The following is a 16,703-nucleotide window of genomic DNA, read 5'->3' as shown; positions in this document are numbered from 1 at the left end:
GTGCGCGGAAGCGGCGCGCCCGGCGCGTACACCGTGCACGGACCGTGTGTCCGGACGCCCCATGTGCCCGAACGGGAGCACATGCCCATACGAGAGAAGGCATGACCCATGAACTTCGCCCCGCTGCCCTCGGTGGACGCCGCCGCGGTGCCGTCCGACGGGCTGGTGCTGGACGTCCGGGAGACCGACGAGTGGCGGGCCGGGCATGTCGAAGGCGCGCTGCACGTTCCGATGAGCGACTTCGTGTCCCGGTTCGGCGAGGTGACCGAGGCGGTGGCGGAGGGGCGCCGGGCCTTTGTGATGTGCCGGGTGGGCGGCCGGTCGGCTCAGGTCACCCAGTATCTGGTGCAGCAGGGCATCGACGCGGTGAACGTCGACGGCGGAATGCTCGCCTGGGAGGGCGCGGGCCGGCCGATGATCACCGATGACGGCAGCCCGGCGTTCGTCCTCTGAGCCGCCGGAAGACCCTGCCACACCGCCCGGAAGGCCCCGCCGCCGGTGTCACGTAGGCCGTGCCGGGCCCACATGCCCTGCCGCGCCGCCTCCCCCTCTGCTTCCCCTCGGTTCTCCGGTCCGGGAGCCGCGCCTCCACGCACGCGGCGCGGGGGCGATGGCGGCACCGGGACGGGAGGCTCAGCGGTCGAAGTCCAGCTCCACCTCCGATGTGACGGGATGGGACTGACAGGCCAGCACATAGCCGACGTCCGTCTCCTCGGGCTCCAGCGCGTAGTTCCGGTCCATGTGAACCTCTCCCGAGACCAGGAACGCCCGGCAGGTACCGCAGACCCCGTCCTTGCACGCATAGGGCGCGTCCGAGCGGGCGCGCAGCACCGTTTCCAGCAGGGACTCCCCTTCCCGTACGGCCCATGTGCCGGACCGGCCGTCCAGCGTCGCCGTCAGCGAGGCATGGGCCGGGGCCGCGACAGGCGCGGGCGCGGGAACGTCGTCGACATGGAAGATCTCCTGGTGGATACGGCTTTGGTTCACCCCGAGTCCGCGCAGCGCCCGCTCCGCACCGGTCACCAGTCCCAGCGGCCCGCACAGGAACCAGCCGTCGATGTCCCCCACCGGAAGCAGGGACGGCAGCAGGCCCGCCAGCCGCTCATGGTCCAGCCGCCCGGACGGCAGCCCTGACTGCTGCTCCTCCCGCGAGAGCGCGGTGACCAGCTGAAAACGGTCCGGGAAGCGGTCCTTGAGGTCGGCGACCTCGTCCAGGAACATCGTCGACGCCACGGTCCGGTCGCTCCGTATCAGACAGAACCGGGCCTCGGGCTCTCGCGCGAGCACGGTCGCCGCCATCGACAGGACCGGGGTGATTCCGCTGCCGCCGACGATCGCCGCGAAGTAACCGGGCCGTGGATCGAGGAGGAAGCGGCCCATCGGGGGCATCACCTCGACGAAGTCGCCGACGGCCAGTTCCTTGAGGGCGTACGTCGAGAACTCGCCGCCGTCGACGAGCCGGATGCCCACCCGCAGCTCGGGATCGGCGTCCGAGGGCGCGGCCGGGGCGCAGATCGAGTACGTACGGCGGATCTCCTCGCCCCCGACCACCCGGCGCAGGGCCAGATGCTGTCCCGGGGTGTGCCGGAAGGTCTCGCACAGCTCGGGCGGCACCTCGAAGGTGACGGCGACCGCGTCGTCCGTCAGCTGCTCGACCGCGCCGACCCGGAGTGGATGGAACATCTACAACTCCTTGAAGTGGTCGAACGGTTCACGGCAGTCGACGCAGCGGCGCAGCGCCTTGCAGGCGGTGGAGGAGAACCTGCTCAGCAGTTCGGTGTCGGTCGAGCCGCAGTGCGGGCAGCGCACGGAGAGGGTGAGCGGAACGGGACCCGCCGGGCTACGCGTCGAGGAACCCGTCGCGTGCGGCCGGGGCGGGGCTATTCCGAACTCGGCGAGCTTGCGCCGGCCCTCCGCGCTGATGTCGTCCGTGGACCAGGCGGGGGAGAGGACCTTCACGACCGAGACCTCCGGCACCCCGTGGTCGTGCAGCACGCGCTCGATGTCGGCGGTCATCGTCTCGACCGCCGGGCAGCCGGTGTAGGTCGGAGTCAGCTCCACCTCCACGCTGCCGGGGCCGAGGATCCGCAGCCCGCGCAGGATCCCCAGCTCCTCCAGTGTCAGCACCGGCAGCTCCGGGTCGGGCACAGCGCCCGCGAGCCGCCGCAGTTCGGCCTCCAGCCGGGTGTCGTCCGCGAGGCCGGGGCCGGGCGTCTCGGTACCGGTCGCCGGGGTGGTCCGGCGGGTGTCGGTCACATGCCGCGTATCGGTCACCATGACGCCCCCGGATGGCTGCGGTGCAGATGCTGCATTTCGGCGAGCATCCGGCCGAAGGACTCGGTGTGCAGGCCCTGGCGTCCCGCGCCGGCCGCCCAGCCGCCGGATCGGGGGCCTTCGGGCACGGCCAGGGTCGCCCGCTCCAGGATGGCCGTCACGGACTCCAGCCAGTCCGCCTCAAGCGCCGGCCAGTCGACGCTCAGCCCGTCGACCGGCTGGAACATCTCACCGGTGAACTTCCACAGCGCCTCACATGCCCGCTGCATCCGCTCATGGCTCTCTTCCGTGCCGTCGCCGAGCCGCAGGGTCCAGTGCTCCGCGTGGTCCTGGTGGTAGGCGACCTCCTTGACCGCCTTCGCCGCCAGGGCGGCGAACTCGCCTTCCGCGGCGGCCAGTCGCCCGTACAGCAGCCGCTGGTAGACGGAGAAGTAGAGCTGGCGGGCGATGGTGTGGGCGAAGTCGCCGTTCGGCTGTTCCACCAGCTGGAGATTGCGGAAGGCCCGCTCCTCGCGCAGATACGCCAGCTCGTCCTCGTCCCCGACGAGGGAGAGCAGCAGCCTCGCCTGCCCCAGCAGATCCAGTGCGATGTTGGCGAGGGCGACGTCCTCCTCCAGAACGGGCGCGTGGCCCGCCCACTCCCCCAGCCGGTGCGAGAGCACCAGCGCGTCGTCGCCGAGGGCGAGTGCCGCTGCGTTCGCCGTGGTGGTGGTCACAGGTGCTCCACCCCTTCCGGGATCGTGTAGAAGGTCGGGTGGCGGTAGGGCTTGTCGGCGGCCGGTTCGAAGAAGGGGTCCTTCTCGTCCGGCGACGAGGCGGTGACGGCGGTGGAGGGCACGACCCATATCGACACCCCTTCATTCCGCCGGGTGTAGAGGTCGCGGGCATTGCGCAGGGCCATCTCCGCGTCCGGCGCGTGCAGGCTGCCCGCGTGGCTGTGGGACAGTCCGCGCCGCGAACGCACGAAGACCTCCCAGAGGGGCCAGTCCGTCGAACCGCTCATGCCGTCGCCTCTCCGTGCTCCGTGTGCTGTGCGTGCTCTGAGTGCCGTGCATGTTCCGTGGGCTGAGGCCGCTGTCCGCGGCCCCGGTGCTTCTCCGCGTAGGCCGCGGCGGCCTCGCGGACCCAGGTGCCCTCCTCGTGCGCACGGCGGCGCTGGGACAGGCGCTGCTCATTGCACGGGCCGTTCCCCTTGAGGACTTCCTGGAACTCCGACCAGTCGATCTCGCCGAAGTCGTGGTGGCCCCGCTCCTCGTTCCACCGCAGGTCGGGGTCGGGGAGGGTCAGGCCGAGCGCCTCGGCCTGCGGGACGCAGATGTCCACGAAGCGCTGGCGCAGCTCGTCGTTGGAGTGGCGCTTGATCTTCCACGCCATGGACTGTGCCGAGTGGGACGACTCGTCGTCGGGCGGGCCGAACATCATCAGCGACGGCCACCACCAGCGGTTCACCGCGTCCTGTGCCATCTCGTGCTGGGCGGGGGTGCCACGGGAGAGGGTGAGCAGCAGCTCGTACCCCTGGCGCTGGTGGAAGGACTCCTCCTTGCAGATACGGACCATCGCGCGGGCGTACGGACCGTAGGAGCAGCGGCAGAGGGGGACCTGGTTGGTGATCGCGGCACCGTCCACCAGCCAGCCGATCGCGCCGACATCGGCCCAGGTCAACGTCGGGTAGTTGAAGATCGACGAGTATCGCTGGCGGCCGGCGTGGAGCTTGTCGAGCAGCTCTTCACGGCTCGTGCCCAGGGTCTCCGCCGCGCTGTACAGATACAGACCGTGGCCCGCCTCGTCCTGGACCTTGGCCATGAGGATCGCCTTGCGCCGCAGCGAGGGCGCGCGCGTGATCCAGTTCGCCTCCGGCTGCATGCCGATGATTTCCGAGTGGGCGTGCTGTGCCATCTGCCGGACCAGGGTCGCCCGATAGGCGTCCGGCATCCAGTCGCGCGGCTCTATGCGCTCGTCGGCCGCCAGGGCGGCGTCGAAAACCGCCCCGTACATCTCTGCCGTATCCGCAGTCACTGCCGTCATCCGAAGCCCCTACCGACCGATCGTTCGGTTCATTGACTTCAATGGTGAGTCGACGGCCCTTAGGGTGTCAACCCTGTGGATAACCGAGGTGGACCGGGCGGGGATCGGGGCGGGATGAATTCCTACGAGGATCAGGACGTCGAGGACGCGAGGGGCGGGCGTTCCGGGACGTTCCCAGACGGTGCGACCCACCCCCGTGACCAGGGGGAATCCGGACTCCGTCAGGGGGCCGACCGGGTGGTCGCACCCGAGCGCGAACCCGGGCGCGAGCGTGAACCCGAGCCCGCATCCGTAGCCGCGCCCACGGCAGGGGCCGGGCCGGAGCCGGATCTCACGTCCGAGGCCGGGCCGACCGCCGGGCCCGCACCCGCACCCGCGGCCGCCGGAATTCCCGATGGCGCTCCCGCCGCCCCCACCAGCGGCATCGCGGCGCTCTCGGCCCCCTACCAGGCCGTCGTCGCCGCCTCCCTGGGACTCGTCGCCTTAATCGTCTGCGTCCACTTGGCCATGGTGTTCCTGCACGTCGCCCCCTCCAACACCGTGACCAAGCACTACGGCAAGGGGGTCGACGCCTGGATCTATCCCGAATTCGAGCAGAACTGGAAGCTCTTCGCCCCCAACCCACTTCAGCAGAACATCGCCGTACAGGTGAGAGCCGAGGTCCAGACCTCGGACGGCGGCACCAGGACCACCGACTGGATCGATCTCTCGGCCGACGACCACGAGGCGATACGCGGCAATCTTCTCCCCAGCCATGTCCACCAGAACGAGTTGCGCCGGTCCTGGGACCTCTACACCAACTCGCACGACGACAAGGACCGGGCGACGGGCTGGCGCGGCAGCCTCTCCGAGAGCCATCTGCGCCGGATCGTGATGCTGCGCCTCGAAGTCCACGACCTCGGCGGCTCCGTACAGCGGATCCAGGTCAGGTCCTCGACCGTTTCCGTGAAGTCGCCGGCCTGGGCCAACGAGAACACCGACACCCGTCCCGTCTACCGCGTACTGCCGTGGTGGCCCATCGTGGACGCCGATCTGCCCGGTGGGGTCGACAACGACGCCGCGGAGCGCACAGAGGGTACGGAGGCGGCCCGGTGAGCGGTACATCCACAGGATCCACGACCAAGGTCGGCACCGCCCTTCAGCGGATCACCTCCACGGCCCTCGGCCCGTACCAGAGCGCGGTCATCCGGATCGGCTTCTCCGCGACCTGGATGCTCTTCCTCCTCCGTGAGGTGCCCTACCGCCAGGAGATGTACGGACCGGACGGGCCGTGGAGCTGGCGGATGGCTCGCGAGTTCGTCGCCGGCAATGACGCCTTCACGGTCCTGATGTGGTCGGAGAGCGCCCTCTGGTTCGAGATCGTGTACGCCGTCGCCGTGCTGTCCAGCGCGCTGCTGCTGCTCGGCTGGCGGACCCGCACCATGTCGGTCCTGTTCATGGTGGGTGTCCTCTCGCTCCAGAACCGTTCCGTCTTCATCGGCGACGGCGGCGACAACGTCATTCATCTGATGGCCATCTATCTGGTGCTGACCCGCTGTGGCCAGGTCTGGTCCCTGGACGCGCGGCGAGCGGCCCGCGCCTCTGCCGAGGCCGCGAAGGCCGACGCGAGCGCCGACGGCGGCTTTGGTGTGCAGGCCGTGGGCTCGACCGCGGACGCCGACGTGAACGCCGGCGCGAGTGCCGCGAGCGGCACCGCCGCTGACGGTTCCCCGAAGCCTTCGCACGACCGGGTTGGCCCGGCCCTGTGGACGGTGCTGGGCATCGGGCTGCTGGTCGCCACCTTCCTCAACCAGACCGGCTGGCTCATTCTGCTGGCGCTCTGGGGCCTGTGGGGAGTGCAGGCCCTGTGGTGGGCGGTCAACCGGTACGCCCCGCGCGGCCAGTCGCGCATCCTGCTGGACTCGCTCGCCAACCTGGGCCATAACGCCGCCCTCCTCGTGATCATGGCCGAGGTCTGTCTGATCTACGCCACCGCGGGCTGGTACAAGATCCAGGGCTCCCGCTGGGCGGACGGCACGGCGCTCTACTACCCGCTGAATCTCGACTACTTCACGCCCTGGCCGGCTCTCTCCGACCTGCTCGCGTCCGGCGGTCTGATCGTGATGGTGCTGACGTACGGCACGGTCATCGTGCAGGTCGCGTTCCCCTTCACCCTCTTCAACCGCAGGGTGAAGAACGTCCTGCTGGTGGCCATGATCCTGGAGCACGCGGCCATCGCCGTCATCCTCGGACTGCCGTTCTTCTCGCTCGCGATGATCGCCGCCGACTCGGTCTTCCTGCCCACCGCCTTCCTCGTCTGGCTCGGTGCCCGGGTCACTCGCGGACGGGACCGGCTGTTCTCCCGGAAATCACGAGCGTCCGGGAAGGACCAGGTACCGAAGCAGCGGCGGGAGAGCCCGGAACAGCCCCGTACGCTCGTCGGCTGAGCCCGCTGAGCACGCTGAGCCCCGCTGCCCGCTGCCCGTTGAGTACCGCCCGAGAACGGCTCGCGTACGGTGCGGGACCGGGTACGGGCTGCGGGCTGCGGGCGGGCCGGGGCGGGCGGGCACCGTAGCCTGTGGCGATGAGCGAGGACGACACCGCCGAGGCGGTACGGCAGTGGCGCGAGGCGGTGCCCGGCGCGGTACTGCTCGACGGCTTCCATGCCCTGAAGCACGCGATCCGCTTCGAGGCGGAGGTGCGGTCCGCGGTCACCAGTGACAAGGAGGCCGTGCTCGCGCTCGCGGCCGACCTGGCTCCCGATGTGAGGGATCGGCTCGCGGACCGTGTCCTCGAGGTGCCGGCGCAGACGCTGCGGGAACTGGTGCCCAGGGTCCATCCCACCAAAGTGGCCGCGCTCGCGACCAGGCCCAGCCCCCGGACCAGTACGGACATCATGGCGAGCCTGCCCCGGCGGGCTCCCGTGATCGTGCTCGACAATCCGCGCAATCTAGGGAACGTGGGGGCCGTGGTGCGCCTCGCCGCCGGTTTCGGGGCCACGGGAGTGATCACCACCGGTGATATCGACCCATGGCACCCGAACGCCGTGAGATCAGGTGCGGGGCTTCACTTCGCCACCGCCGTCGAGCGGCTGCCGCTCGACGGCTTCCCGCCGGGGCCGCTGTACGTCCTGGACCCGGAGGGGGACGACATCAGGTCCATGACCGTTCCCGACGACGCGCTGCTCGTCTTCGGCTCCGAGCGCCACGGGGTCTCGGCGGAGCTGCGGAGCCGGGCGACCAGGCTGCTGGCGCTTCCCATGCGCCCCCAGGTGTCCAGCTACAACCTGGCCACGAGTGTGGCCATGGCGCTATTCCACTGGGGAGGCTCGGCCCGGACGCCACCCCGGTAGCGGTAAGCCGGATCCGGCCCTCGACGGAGCACCAGTGGCCGGGCCCTGCCCCGGTGAGGTCCGCCATGCTCCGGCGGGGCCGCGCGGACCATGGCGGTCTCAGCGGCCGGGCGTTCGACCGCCCGGCCCTTCGGATCCTCGCCGTCAGCCCTGGCGTCGCACCTCCACCACCCGGAAGCGGTTCGAGACGAACGCTCCGTCGCACAGGGCCGCGTTCGCCGCGGGGTTGCCGCCCGAACCATGGAAGTCGGAGAACGCCGCCGTCTGGTTGACGTACACCCCGCCCGTCAGATTCAGGGAGAGTTGCGCCGACTCGTCCAGGCACACCTCCTCGATCGCGCGCTCGGTCTCCTCGGAGACGGTGTACGCGCCGACGGTCATCGCGCCCTTGTCGCGGACCGTGCGCCGCAGCAGGTCCAGCGCGTCGGGCGTCGAGTCCACGGCGACGGCGAACGACACCGGGCCGAAGCACTCGGACAGATACGCCGCCTCGGCGTCGGGCTTAGCGCCGTCGAGCTTGACGATCACCGGAGTGTGGACGACCGCGTCCGGGAAGTCGGGATTGACGATCTTCCGGGAGGGCAGAGCCACTTCGCCCAACTCCGCGGCGCCTTCCAGACGGCTCCTCACATCGGGGTTGACCAGCGCGCCCAGCAGGGCGTTCGCCCGCGCGTCGTCGCCGAGCAGACCGCCCACGGAAGCCGCGAGGTCGCTCACCACATCGTCGTACGACTTGTGCCCCTCGTTCGTGGGGACGCCGTCGCGCGGGATGAGAAGGTTCTGGGGGGTGGTGCACATCTGGCCGCTGTACAGGGAGAGTGAGAAGGCCAGATTGGAGAGCATTCCCTTGTAGTCGTCGGTGGAGTCGACGACGACGGTGTTGACGCCCGCCTTCTCGGTGTAGACCTGCGCCTGGCGCGCGTTGGCCTCCAGCCAGTCGCCGAAGGCGCTGGAACCGGTGTAGTCGATGATCTTGATCTCGGGGCGGACCGCGAGGGTCTTGGCGATGCCCTCGCCGGGGCGCTCGACCGCCAGACACACCAGATTGGGGTCGAAGCCCGCCTCGGCCAGCACTTCGCGGGCCACGCGCACGGTGAGCGCGAGCGGGAGCACCGCGCGGGGGTGCGGCTTGACCAGTACGGGATTGCCGGTGGCGAGGGAGGCGAACAGGCCCGGATAGCCGTTCCACGTGGGGAAGGTGTTGCAGCCGATCACCAGGGCGATGCCGCGGCCGGCCGTGGTGAACGTCTTCCGCAGCTCCAGCGGGTCGCGCTTGCCCTGGGGCTTGGACCAGTCGGCCGCGGCCGGGGTGCGGGTCTGCTCCAGATAGGCGTACGCCACGGCCTCGAGACCGCGGTCCTGGGCATGCGGACCGCCCGCCTGGAACGCCATCATGAACGCCTGTCCGCTGGTGTGCATCACCGCGTGCGCGAACTCGTGGGTGCGGGCGCTGATGCGGGAGAGGATCTCCACGCAGACCAGGGCGCGCGTCTCGGGACCGGCCTCGCGCCAGGCGGGCATCCCCGCGCGCATGGCGGGGAGGAGGACGTCGATATCGGGGTGCGGGTACTCGATGCGCAGCTCCGGGCCGTACGGAGACACTTCGGCGCCCGTCCAGCCGTCGGTGCCCGGCTGGTCGAGGTCGAAACGGGTGCCGCGGAGTGCGTCGAAGGCCGCGAGGCCGTCGGCCGGCGCGCTCTCTCCGTACGCCTTGGGATGTTCGGGGTGCGGGGACCAGTAGGCACGGGTGCGAATCGCTTCGAGGGCCTGGTCGAGCGTCGCCCGGTGGCCGGTCAGCCGGGTCTCGGTCAGTTGCATGACGGACCAACTCCTCGTCGGGCTGGGCAGAGGTGGATTGACAGAGTTAGAGTAACCGAACGATCGGTCGGTACAAGGGGGCCCGTCGAACCTGTGGACAACTCATCGGGGAGGATCACCTCCATGACCGCCACCGAACAGGACCCGGTCGGCCCGGCCGACCCGGACCGGACTGCCGAGAGCCCGGTCGACCGGAGCCGCGCCGTCGCCGTGGTCGGCACCGGCACCATGGGCCGGGGCATAGCCCAGGTCGCCCTCATGGCGGGCCATCCCGTACGGCTCTACGACGCCGTACCCGGCCTGGCCGCCGCGGCTGCGGACGCCATCGGCGCCCGGTTGGACCGGCTCGTCGACAAGGGCGCGCTGGACGCCGCCGGACGGGACGCGGCCCGCGCCAGGCTGCACCCGGCGGACGATCTCGCCCAGCTCTCGGACGCGGCTCTCGTCATCGAGGCGGTCGTCGAGCAACTGAAGGTCAAGCAGGAGCTGTTCGCCGCCCTGGAGGCGGTCGTCGCGGACGGCTGTCTGCTCGCCACCAACACCTCCTCCCTCTCCGTCACCGCCGTCGCGGGCGCGCTGAAGCGCCCCGGCCGGGTCGTCGGACTCCACTTCTTCAACCCCGCGCCCCTGCTCCCTCTCGTCGAGGTGGTCAGCGGCTTCGCCACGGACGAGGCGGCGGCCACGCGCGCGTGGGCGACGGTGGCCGCCTGGGGCAAGACCCCGGTGCGCTGCGCCGACCTGCCGGGTTTCATCGTCAACCGCATGGCCAGGCCCTTCTACGCGGAAGCCTTCGCCCTCTATGAGGACCGGGTCGCCGACCCGGCGACGATCGACGCGGTCCTGCGCGAGTCCGGCGGCTTCCGTATGGGCCCCTTCGAGCTGACCGACCTGATCGGCCAGGACGTCAACGAGGCCGTCACCCGGTCCGTATGGGAGTCCTTCTTCCACAGCCCGAAGTTCATACCCTCCCTGGCGCAGCGGCGGCTCGTGGAGGCGGGGCTGCTGGGCGTCAAGTCGGGGCGCGGCTGGTACGACTACGCGGAGGGCGCGGGGCGTCCGGAGCCGCACACCGCCGCCCCCGAGGACCCGCCCGCGTATGTGGTCGCCGTCGGGGACCTGGAGGCCGCGTCCGGACTGCTTGAGCTGATCGGGGAGGCCGGCATCACCCTCCGTAAAGAGGATGGCGACTCCGACGGCGTCCCCCGGCTGACGCTGCCCGGCGGCGGACATGTGATGCTTACCGACGGTCACGCGTGCGGTGGGTTCGACGATGCCGTCCACCTCGATCTGGTACTCGACCACCGGTCCGCCACCCGCGTCGCGCTCAGCGCCTCTCCCCGCACCCCGGAACGCACCCTGCGGGAAGCGACCGGGCTGTTCCAGGCGCTCGGCAAGAAGGTCAGCGTCATCGGGGACGCCCCCGGCATGATCGTGGCCCGTACGGTCGCCATGCTGATCGACATCGCCGCCGACGCCGCCGCCAAGGGCGTCGCGACCGAGGACGACATCGACACGGCGATGCGGCTCGGCGTCAACTACCCTCTGGGGCCTTTCGAATGGGAACGCCGGCTCCCCGACGGATGGGCCCGGGACATGCTGCGGAATCTCGACGGAGTCGTGCCCGGCGGGCGCTACGCCCCCGGCCTCGGGCTGCGCCGGCGCTCGTACGCCCGGGTGGCCGAGCCGGGAGCGCTCACCGGCCGGGAAGAGGGAGCGGACTCATGACCACCGCCAAGCGCGACACCTACACGCCGGAGACGCTGCTGACCGTCGCCGTGCGGATCTTCAACGAGCGCGGCTACGACGGCACCTCCATGGAGCATCTCTCCCAGGCGGCGGGCATCTCCAAGTCGTCCATCTACCACCATGTCGCCGGCAAGGAGGAACTGCTGCGCCGGGCCGTGAGCCGGGCGCTCGACGCGCTCTTCGCCGTGCTCGACGAGCCTGGGGCGGTACGGGGCCGGACCGTCGGGCGGGTCGAGTACGTGACCCGGCGCACCGTGGAGGTGCTGGTGGCGGAGCTGCCCTATGTGACGCTTCTGCTGCGGGTACGGGGCAACACCAAGACCGAGCGGTGGGCGATGGAACGCCGCCGGGAGTTCGACCAGAGGGTCGCCGATCTGCTGAAGGCGGCGGCGGCGGACGGCGATCTCCGCGCGGATGTGGACACCCGGCTCGCGACCAGGCTCCTCTTCGGGATGGTGAACTCCCTGGTGGAGTGGTACCGGCCGCACCCGGGAGGGGGATACGAGAGCGCCCAGGTCGCCGAGACCGTGGTCCGCATCGCCTTCGACGGGCTGCGGACGGGTGCCAAGGGGGCCTGAGAGCCGCGCGGAGCCCTGGCCGGCCCGGGGTCCGCCGTTCACTCTGTTCGCTCAGGTTCCGTCCCGCCTGCCGCCGCCATACGCGTCCGCCGCCTGGGGGCGGTCCGCTCCGGTTGCGCTGTTCCGAGACCCCTGTCCCCTCGCGAACGGGCTGGCTGTCTGATTCCGGTCGGAACGGCTTCCCACGGCGGGGCCGTCAGAACTGCTCGGCGTCGGGCGCGGCCGTCGCAGTGCCCGGACCGGGCGTCGGACCGGGCACCGCACCCGGCGCCGGGTCGAGGTCCGTCTCCTCGAAGACCAGCAGGGTATGGGTGGACAGCACTTCCGGGATGGCCTGGATCCTGGTCAGGACCAGCTCGCGCAAGGTGCGGTTGTCGGGGGTGTGGACCAGCAGCAGTACGTCGAAACCCCCGCTCACCAGGGCGATGTGCGCGGCTCCCGGAAGCGCCTGCAACTGCTCGCGGACCGTGCGCCAGGAGTTCTGCACGATCTTCAGGGTGATGTAGGCGGACGCGCCCTGACCCGCGCGTTCGTGGTTGACGCGGGCGCTGAAGCCTCGGATCACGCCATCGTCGATGAGCCGGCTGATCCGCGCGTACGCGTTGGCACGTGACACATGGACCCGCTCGGCGACCGAACGTATCGACGCACGCCCGTCCGCTTGGAGTATGCGCAGGATGTCGCGGTCGATGGCATCGAGGGGGCGGGGCGGAGGCTGTTGCTCCGTGCGGCTCCCGCCTTCGGCCATTTGTTCAGCTGCCATATCCCCCCGCCTCTCTGGCATGGACGACCTGTGCCCATCTCAGGCTGTGCAGAACCGTTTGTCCACAGGCTGAAGCCGCCTGTAGCCAAAATGCGTCATCGACCGAACAATCGGTAGGTGAGGCGAGCCACAGCCGGCCGCTTCCTTCGTCGCTCCCACGAGGAGGTGCTCGCGTTGCGAAAGAGCAGCATGACAGTGCAGGAGCTGCCCGATGCCGTCGCTTACCGGCCGACCCCGCCCCCGGCGTGGAAGCCCCGCACCGACCCGGCCCCCCTGCTCCCCGACCCGGAGCCGTTCCGCGTTCTCGGCACGGACGCCGCCGCCGACGCCGACCCCGAGCTGCTGCTGACGCTCTACGCACACCTGGTCCGAGGCCGCAGATTCAACGCGCAGGCGACCGCCCTGACCAAGCAGGGGCGGCTCGCCGTCTATCCGTCGAGCACGGGGCAGGAAGCGTGCGAGGTGGCGGCGGCGCTGGCGCTGGAAGAGAGGGACTGGCTCTTCCCCAGCTACCGCGACACGCTCGCGGCCGTGGCGCGCGGCCTGGACCCCGTGCAGGCGCTGACGCTGCTGCGCGGTGACTGGCACACCGGATACGACCCGTACGAGCACCGCATCGCACCCCTGTGCACGCCGCTCGCCACCCAGTTGCCGCATGCCGTGGGGCTGGCGCACGCGGCCAGGATCAAGGGCGACGACGTGGTCGCGCTCGCCATGGTCGGCGACGGCGGCACCAGCGAGGGCGATTTCCACGAGGCGCTGAACTTCGCGGCGGTGTGGCGGGCCCCCGTGGTCTTCCTGGTGCAGAACAACGGCTTCGCCATCTCGGTGCCGCTGGAGAAGCAGACCGCCGCGCCCTCACTCGCCCACAAGGCGGTGGGGTACGGAATGCCGGGCCGCCTCGTCGACGGGAACGACGCTCCGGCGGTGCACCAGGTGCTCTCCGAGGCCGTCGCCCGAGCCAGGCGCGGTGACGGTCCGACGCTGATCGAGGCCATCACCTACCGCATGGACGCCCATACGAACGCGGATGACGCCACGCGCTACCGGGGCGACGCCGAGGTCGAGGCATGGCGGGACCACGACCCGATCCGTCTCATCGAGCGGGAGCTGACCGAGCGGGGTCTGCTGGACGACAGTCACAAGAAGGCGGTCGCGGAAGGCGCCGAGACGATGGCGGCCCGCCTGCGCGAGCAGATGAACGCCGACGCGGCGCTGGAGCCGATGGACATATTCGCGCACGTCTACGCCGAGCAGACCAGCCAGCTCCGGGAGCAGGCGGCGCAGCTGCGCGCCGAGCTGGAGGCCGAGGACCACGGCGCCGCAGGGAATAGCGCAGGACAGGGCGCGGGGCCGTCCGGCGCGGAGGGAGAAGCACGATGACCACGGCGACGACCACGCCCAGGGCCAAATCCGCGGTGAAGCCCGCGACGATGGCCCAGGCGTTGCAGCGCGCCATGCGCGACGCCATGGCGGAAGACCCGTCCGTCCATGTGATGGGGGAGGACGTCGGCACACTCGGCGGAGTCTTCCGGGTGACGGACGGGCTCGCCAAGGAGTTCGGCGACGACCGCTGTACGGACACGCCGCTGGCGGAGGCGGGCATTCTCGGCACCGCCGTCGGCATGGCGATGTACGGGCTGCGGCCCGTCGTCGAGATGCAGTTCGACGCCTTCGCCTACCCGGCCTTCGAGCAGCTGATCAGCCATGTGGCACGGATGCGCAACCGCACGCGGGGCACGATGGCGCTGCCGATCACCGTGCGCGTGCCGTACGGCGGCGGCATCGGCGGCGTCGAGCACCACAGTGATTCCTCCGAGGCGTACTACATGGCGACTCCGGGGCTCCATGTCGTCACGCCCGCGACGGTCGAGGATGCGTACGGACTGCTCAGGGCCTCGATCGCCTCCGACGACCCGGTGATCTTCCTGGAGCCGAAGCGGCTGTACTGGTCGAAGGCGGACTGGTCGCCGGAGGCCCCGGCGGCGGTCGAGCCGATAGGCCGGGCGGTGGTCCGCCGCCGGGGGCGCAGCGCGACGCTCATCACCTACGGGCCGTCCGTGCCGGTCTGCATGGAGGCGGCGGAGGCGGCCTCGGCCGAGGGCTGGGACCTGGAGGTCGTCGATCTGCGCACGCTGGTGCCCTTCGACGACGAGACGGTCTGCGCGTCCGTACGGCGCACGGGACGCGCGGTCGTCGTCCATGAGGCCAACGGTTTCGGCGGGCCCGGAGGCGAGATCGCCGCACGGGTGACGGAGCGCTGTTTCCACCATCTGGAGGCTCCGGTGCTGCGGGTGGCCGGATTCGACATCCCTTATCCGCCGCCGATGCTGGAGCGGCACCATCTGCCCGCGGTGGACCGGGTACTGGACGCGGTGGCGCGGTTGCAGTGGGAGGCGGAGAGCTGATGCCCCAGGTGCTCGAATTCAGGCTGCCCGACCTCGGTGAGGGACTCACGGAGGCGGAGATCGTGCGCTGGCTGGTCTCCGTGGGCGATGTCGTCGCCATCGACCAGCCCGTCGTCGAGGTCGAGACGGCCAAGGCCATGGTGGAGGTGCCCTGCCCGTACGGCGGAGTGGTGACCGCGCGCTTCGGTGAGGAGGGTACGGAGCTTCCGGTCGGGGCTCCGCTGATCACGGTCGCGGTGGGAGAGTCGGAGGGGAGCCCTGGAGCCTCCGGTTCCGGTTCGGCCGGATCGGGCTCCTCCGGCCGAGGTTCCACCGGTTCCGGTGCCTCGCCCTCCGGTGCCTCTGATGCCTCCGGGGCCTCATCGGCGAAGGGCTCCGGCTCTGGATCCGGCTCCCGCGCCGCTGCCGGGGAATCGTCGGGCAATGTGCTCGTCGGGTACGGGACGGGGGCGCCCACGGCCCGGCGACGCCGGGTGAAGCCGGTTCCGGTCGCCGCCGTGGCCGCTCCCTCCCCGGTCGCCGCGCCCGCGCCCGCACCCGTGCATGCGCCGCAACCGGCCGCCGCCGCGACGGGCGTCCGGCCCGACGGCGGGACGGCGGTCGCCGATGTTCCGGGGGATGCCGGGCCCGTGCCCGTCATCTCGCCTCTCGTGCGGCGGCTCGCCCGTGAGAACGGGCTGGATCTGCGGCGGCTGACGGGCTCGGGCCCGGACGGGCTGATCCTGCGAGCGGACGTGGAACAGGCCGTGCGGGTCACCGGGACTCCGCTCGCCCCCGAGGCGCCTTCCGCACCCGAGTCCGTGGCGGCTCCGGCCGCCTCCGGGGCGCGGGAGGAGCGGATTCCGCTGCGCGGAGTGCGCGGTGCGGTGGCCGACAAGCTGTCCCGCAGCCGGAGCGAGATCCCGGACGCCACCTGCTGGGTCGACGCGGACGCCACCGAGCTGATGGCCGCGCGGGCCTCGATGAACGCGGCGGGCGGCCCGAAGATCTCGGTCCTCGCGCTTCTCGCCCGGATCTGCACGGCGGCCCTCGCCCGCTATCCCGAGCTGAACTCCACGGTCGACCAAGAGGCCAGGGAGATCGTGCGCCTGCCCGCGGTGCACCTCGGGTTCGCGGCCCAGACAGAGCGCGGTCTGGTCGTCCCCGTCGTACGGGACGCGCACAGCCGCTCGGCCGAGTCGCTGGCAGAGGAGTTCGGGCGGCTGACCGAATCGGCCCGGCAGGGGAAGCTGACGCCCGCAGAGCTGACGGGAGGGACGTTCACGCTGAACAACTACGGAGTGTTCGGCGTGGACGGCTCCACACCGATCATCAACCACCCGGAGGCGGCGATGCTCGGGGTCGGCCGGATCGTGCCCAAGCCATGGGTGCACGAGGGCGAACTCGCGATACGCCAGGTCGTTCAGCTCTCGCTCACGTTCGACCACCGGGTCTGCGACGGCGGTACGGCGGGCGGGTTCCTGCGGTATGTCGCCGACTGTGTGGAGCGGCCGACGGTGTTGCTGCGCACCCTCTAGATCCGCGCCCGGACCCGGACCCAGCCCCTACCGGACCCGGTAGGGGCTGGGCCTGGTCGGGACGGGGCTGGGCTGGGGCCTGGGACCCGTACCCGGTCCGGACCGGGTACGCCCGCGCAGCGGACTCGGTCCGCCACCGCGCCTCCGCCGCCGCCGAGTCCCGGCCCGGAGCCGGTACCGGCCTTGTGTGCCGCTGCCGTCGGGAGCCCAGGAATGATCTACGCGGTGTTCCCGGCTCAGGGG

At 71.0% G+C, this 16,703-nt stretch carries 16 protein-coding genes; 9 read left to right on the top strand and 7 right to left on the bottom strand.

Features of this window, described 5'->3' with window-relative positions:
• Window positions 1-108 precede the first annotated feature (108 nt).
• On the top strand, window positions 109-453 hold the full coding sequence (locus ACWEFL_RS21935; RefSeq protein WP_451715147.1) for a rhodanese-like domain-containing protein: 345 nt from the start codon (window positions 109-111) through the stop codon (window positions 451-453).
• A 180-nt stretch (window positions 454-633) separates the two neighbouring features.
• Here the strand turns inward: ACWEFL_RS21935 and ACWEFL_RS21930 are convergent, their stop codons facing one another.
• The 5 genes from ACWEFL_RS21930 to paaA are packed head-to-tail and all read right to left on the bottom strand — an operon-like array spanning window position 634 to window position 4,299.
• A complete protein-coding gene (locus ACWEFL_RS21930; protein ID WP_451715145.1) occupies window positions 634-1,683 on the bottom strand; it encodes a 2Fe-2S iron-sulfur cluster-binding protein in 1,050 nt (349 codons plus the stop codon).
• Window positions 1,684-2,277 carry a 1,2-phenylacetyl-CoA epoxidase subunit PaaD gene (gene paaD / locus ACWEFL_RS21925; protein WP_451715142.1) on the bottom strand — a complete coding sequence of 198 codons (594 nt, stop codon included), beginning with the start codon at window positions 2,275-2,277 and terminating at the stop codon, window positions 1,684-1,686.
• Window positions 2,271-2,990 (bottom strand): 1,2-phenylacetyl-CoA epoxidase subunit PaaC, encoded by a 720-nt coding sequence (gene paaC / locus ACWEFL_RS21920; protein WP_451715141.1) that lies wholly within the window; start codon window positions 2,988-2,990, stop codon window positions 2,271-2,273. Before paaC ends, paaD begins: the two co-directional genes overlap by 7 nt.
• A complete protein-coding gene (paaB, locus tag ACWEFL_RS21915) occupies window positions 2,987-3,277 on the bottom strand; it encodes a 1,2-phenylacetyl-CoA epoxidase subunit PaaB (RefSeq protein ID WP_451715138.1) in 291 nt (96 codons plus the stop codon). The genes paaC and paaB overlap by 4 nt, the downstream gene beginning before the upstream one ends.
• Entirely contained in the window at window positions 3,274-4,299 is a 1,026-nt protein-coding gene (gene paaA, locus ACWEFL_RS21910) for a 1,2-phenylacetyl-CoA epoxidase subunit PaaA (RefSeq protein ID WP_451715136.1), read from the bottom strand. The genes paaB and paaA overlap by 4 nt, the downstream gene beginning before the upstream one ends.
• 114 nt (window positions 4,300-4,413) lie before the next feature.
• Between paaA and ACWEFL_RS21905 the strand changes: the two genes are divergently transcribed.
• The 3 genes from ACWEFL_RS21905 to ACWEFL_RS21895 all read left to right on the top strand — a co-directional run bounded on the left by ACWEFL_RS21905 (window position 4,414) and on the right by ACWEFL_RS21895 (window position 7,630).
• Window positions 4,414-5,394: a DUF5819 family protein gene (locus tag ACWEFL_RS21905; RefSeq protein WP_451715135.1), complete on the top strand. Its 981-nt coding sequence runs from the start codon at window positions 4,414-4,416 to the stop codon at window positions 5,392-5,394.
• Window positions 5,391-6,725 carry an HTTM domain-containing protein gene (locus ACWEFL_RS21900; protein WP_451715133.1) on the top strand — a complete coding sequence of 445 codons (1,335 nt, stop codon included), beginning with the start codon at window positions 5,391-5,393 and terminating at the stop codon, window positions 6,723-6,725. Before ACWEFL_RS21905 ends, ACWEFL_RS21900 begins: the two co-directional genes overlap by 4 nt.
• A 137-nt stretch (window positions 6,726-6,862) precedes the next feature.
• The gene (locus tag ACWEFL_RS21895; protein WP_451715130.1) at window positions 6,863-7,630 is read left to right on the top strand and encodes a TrmH family RNA methyltransferase; all 768 of its coding nucleotides are present in this window, start codon (window positions 6,863-6,865) and stop codon (window positions 7,628-7,630) included.
• 144 nt (window positions 7,631-7,774) lie between these two features.
• Here the strand turns inward: ACWEFL_RS21895 and paaN are convergent, their stop codons facing one another.
• Window positions 7,775-9,448 carry a phenylacetic acid degradation protein PaaN gene (paaN, locus tag ACWEFL_RS21890; RefSeq protein ID WP_451715128.1) on the bottom strand — a complete coding sequence of 558 codons (1,674 nt, stop codon included), beginning with the start codon at window positions 9,446-9,448 and terminating at the stop codon, window positions 7,775-7,777.
• Between the two features lie 123 nt (window positions 9,449-9,571).
• Here paaN and ACWEFL_RS21885 point away from each other — a divergent pair, with 123 nt between their 5' ends.
• The gene (locus ACWEFL_RS21885; RefSeq protein ID WP_451715127.1) at window positions 9,572-11,173 is read left to right on the top strand and encodes a 3-hydroxyacyl-CoA dehydrogenase; all 1,602 of its coding nucleotides are present in this window, start codon (window positions 9,572-9,574) and stop codon (window positions 11,171-11,173) included.
• Window positions 11,170-11,772 carry a TetR/AcrR family transcriptional regulator gene (locus ACWEFL_RS21880; RefSeq protein WP_451715125.1) on the top strand — a complete coding sequence of 201 codons (603 nt, stop codon included), beginning with the start codon at window positions 11,170-11,172 and terminating at the stop codon, window positions 11,770-11,772. The genes ACWEFL_RS21885 and ACWEFL_RS21880 overlap by 4 nt, the downstream gene beginning before the upstream one ends.
• A 196-nt stretch (window positions 11,773-11,968) precedes the next feature.
• On the opposite strand, the gene ACWEFL_RS21875 is transcribed toward ACWEFL_RS21880, so the two are convergent.
• The gene (locus ACWEFL_RS21875; RefSeq protein WP_451715261.1) at window positions 11,969-12,520 is read right to left on the bottom strand and encodes an Lrp/AsnC family transcriptional regulator; all 552 of its coding nucleotides are present in this window, start codon (window positions 12,518-12,520) and stop codon (window positions 11,969-11,971) included.
• 204 nt (window positions 12,521-12,724) lie between these two features.
• Here ACWEFL_RS21875 and pdhA point away from each other — a divergent pair, with 204 nt between their 5' ends.
• Genes pdhA through ACWEFL_RS21860 form a run of 3 tightly spaced genes read left to right on the top strand, consistent with a single transcriptional unit; the run spans window position 12,725 to window position 16,460 of the window.
• Window positions 12,725-13,918 carry a pyruvate dehydrogenase (acetyl-transferring) E1 component subunit alpha gene (gene pdhA / locus ACWEFL_RS21870; RefSeq protein ID WP_451715123.1) on the top strand — a complete coding sequence of 398 codons (1,194 nt, stop codon included), beginning with the start codon at window positions 12,725-12,727 and terminating at the stop codon, window positions 13,916-13,918.
• A complete protein-coding gene (locus ACWEFL_RS21865; protein WP_451715121.1) occupies window positions 13,915-14,943 on the top strand; it encodes an alpha-ketoacid dehydrogenase subunit beta in 1,029 nt (342 codons plus the stop codon). Before pdhA ends, ACWEFL_RS21865 begins: the two co-directional genes overlap by 4 nt.
• The gene (locus tag ACWEFL_RS21860; RefSeq protein ID WP_451715118.1) at window positions 14,943-16,460 is read left to right on the top strand and encodes a dihydrolipoamide acetyltransferase family protein; all 1,518 of its coding nucleotides are present in this window, start codon (window positions 14,943-14,945) and stop codon (window positions 16,458-16,460) included. The genes ACWEFL_RS21865 and ACWEFL_RS21860 overlap by 1 nt, the downstream gene beginning before the upstream one ends.
• Window positions 16,461-16,703 lie beyond the last annotated feature (243 nt).

The sequence above is a fragment of the Streptomyces sp. NPDC004838 genome, assembly GCF_053600955.1.
Note: the sequence above shows the minus strand (reverse complement) of the source record. Positions and strands in the feature narration are given on the sequence as shown.

Excerpts from the sequence above, each read along its gene's own strand:
- pdhA (WP_451715123.1), top strand. The coding sequence starts at position 12,725 with ATGACAGTGCAGGAGCTGCCCGATGCCGTCGCTTACCGGCCGACCCCG.
- ACWEFL_RS21860 (WP_451715118.1), top strand. The coding sequence starts at position 14,943 with ATGCCCCAGGTGCTCGAATTCAGGCTGCCCGACCTCGGTGAGGGACTC.
- ACWEFL_RS21905 (WP_451715135.1), top strand. The coding sequence starts at position 4,414 with ATGAATTCCTACGAGGATCAGGACGTCGAGGACGCGAGGGGCGGGCGT.
- ACWEFL_RS21895 (WP_451715130.1), top strand. The coding sequence starts at position 6,863 with ATGAGCGAGGACGACACCGCCGAGGCGGTACGGCAGTGGCGCGAGGCG.
- paaD (WP_451715142.1), bottom strand. The coding sequence starts at position 2,277 with ATGGTGACCGATACGCGGCATGTGACCGACACCCGCCGGACCACCCCG.
- paaA (WP_451715136.1), bottom strand. The coding sequence starts at position 4,299 with ATGACGGCAGTGACTGCGGATACGGCAGAGATGTACGGGGCGGTTTTC.
- ACWEFL_RS21930 (WP_451715145.1), bottom strand. The coding sequence starts at position 1,683 with ATGTTCCATCCACTCCGGGTCGGCGCGGTCGAGCAGCTGACGGACGAC.
- ACWEFL_RS21885 (WP_451715127.1), top strand. The coding sequence starts at position 9,572 with ATGACCGCCACCGAACAGGACCCGGTCGGCCCGGCCGACCCGGACCGG.
- ACWEFL_RS21880 (WP_451715125.1), top strand. The coding sequence starts at position 11,170 with ATGACCACCGCCAAGCGCGACACCTACACGCCGGAGACGCTGCTGACC.
- paaB (WP_451715138.1), bottom strand. The coding sequence starts at position 3,277 with ATGAGCGGTTCGACGGACTGGCCCCTCTGGGAGGTCTTCGTGCGTTCG.
- paaN (WP_451715128.1), bottom strand. The coding sequence starts at position 9,448 with ATGCAACTGACCGAGACCCGGCTGACCGGCCACCGGGCGACGCTCGAC.
- ACWEFL_RS21865 (WP_451715121.1), top strand. The coding sequence starts at position 13,915 with ATGACCACGGCGACGACCACGCCCAGGGCCAAATCCGCGGTGAAGCCC.
- ACWEFL_RS21935 (WP_451715147.1), top strand. The coding sequence starts at position 109 with ATGAACTTCGCCCCGCTGCCCTCGGTGGACGCCGCCGCGGTGCCGTCC.
- ACWEFL_RS21875 (WP_451715261.1), bottom strand. The coding sequence starts at position 12,520 with ATGGCCGAAGGCGGGAGCCGCACGGAGCAACAGCCTCCGCCCCGCCCC.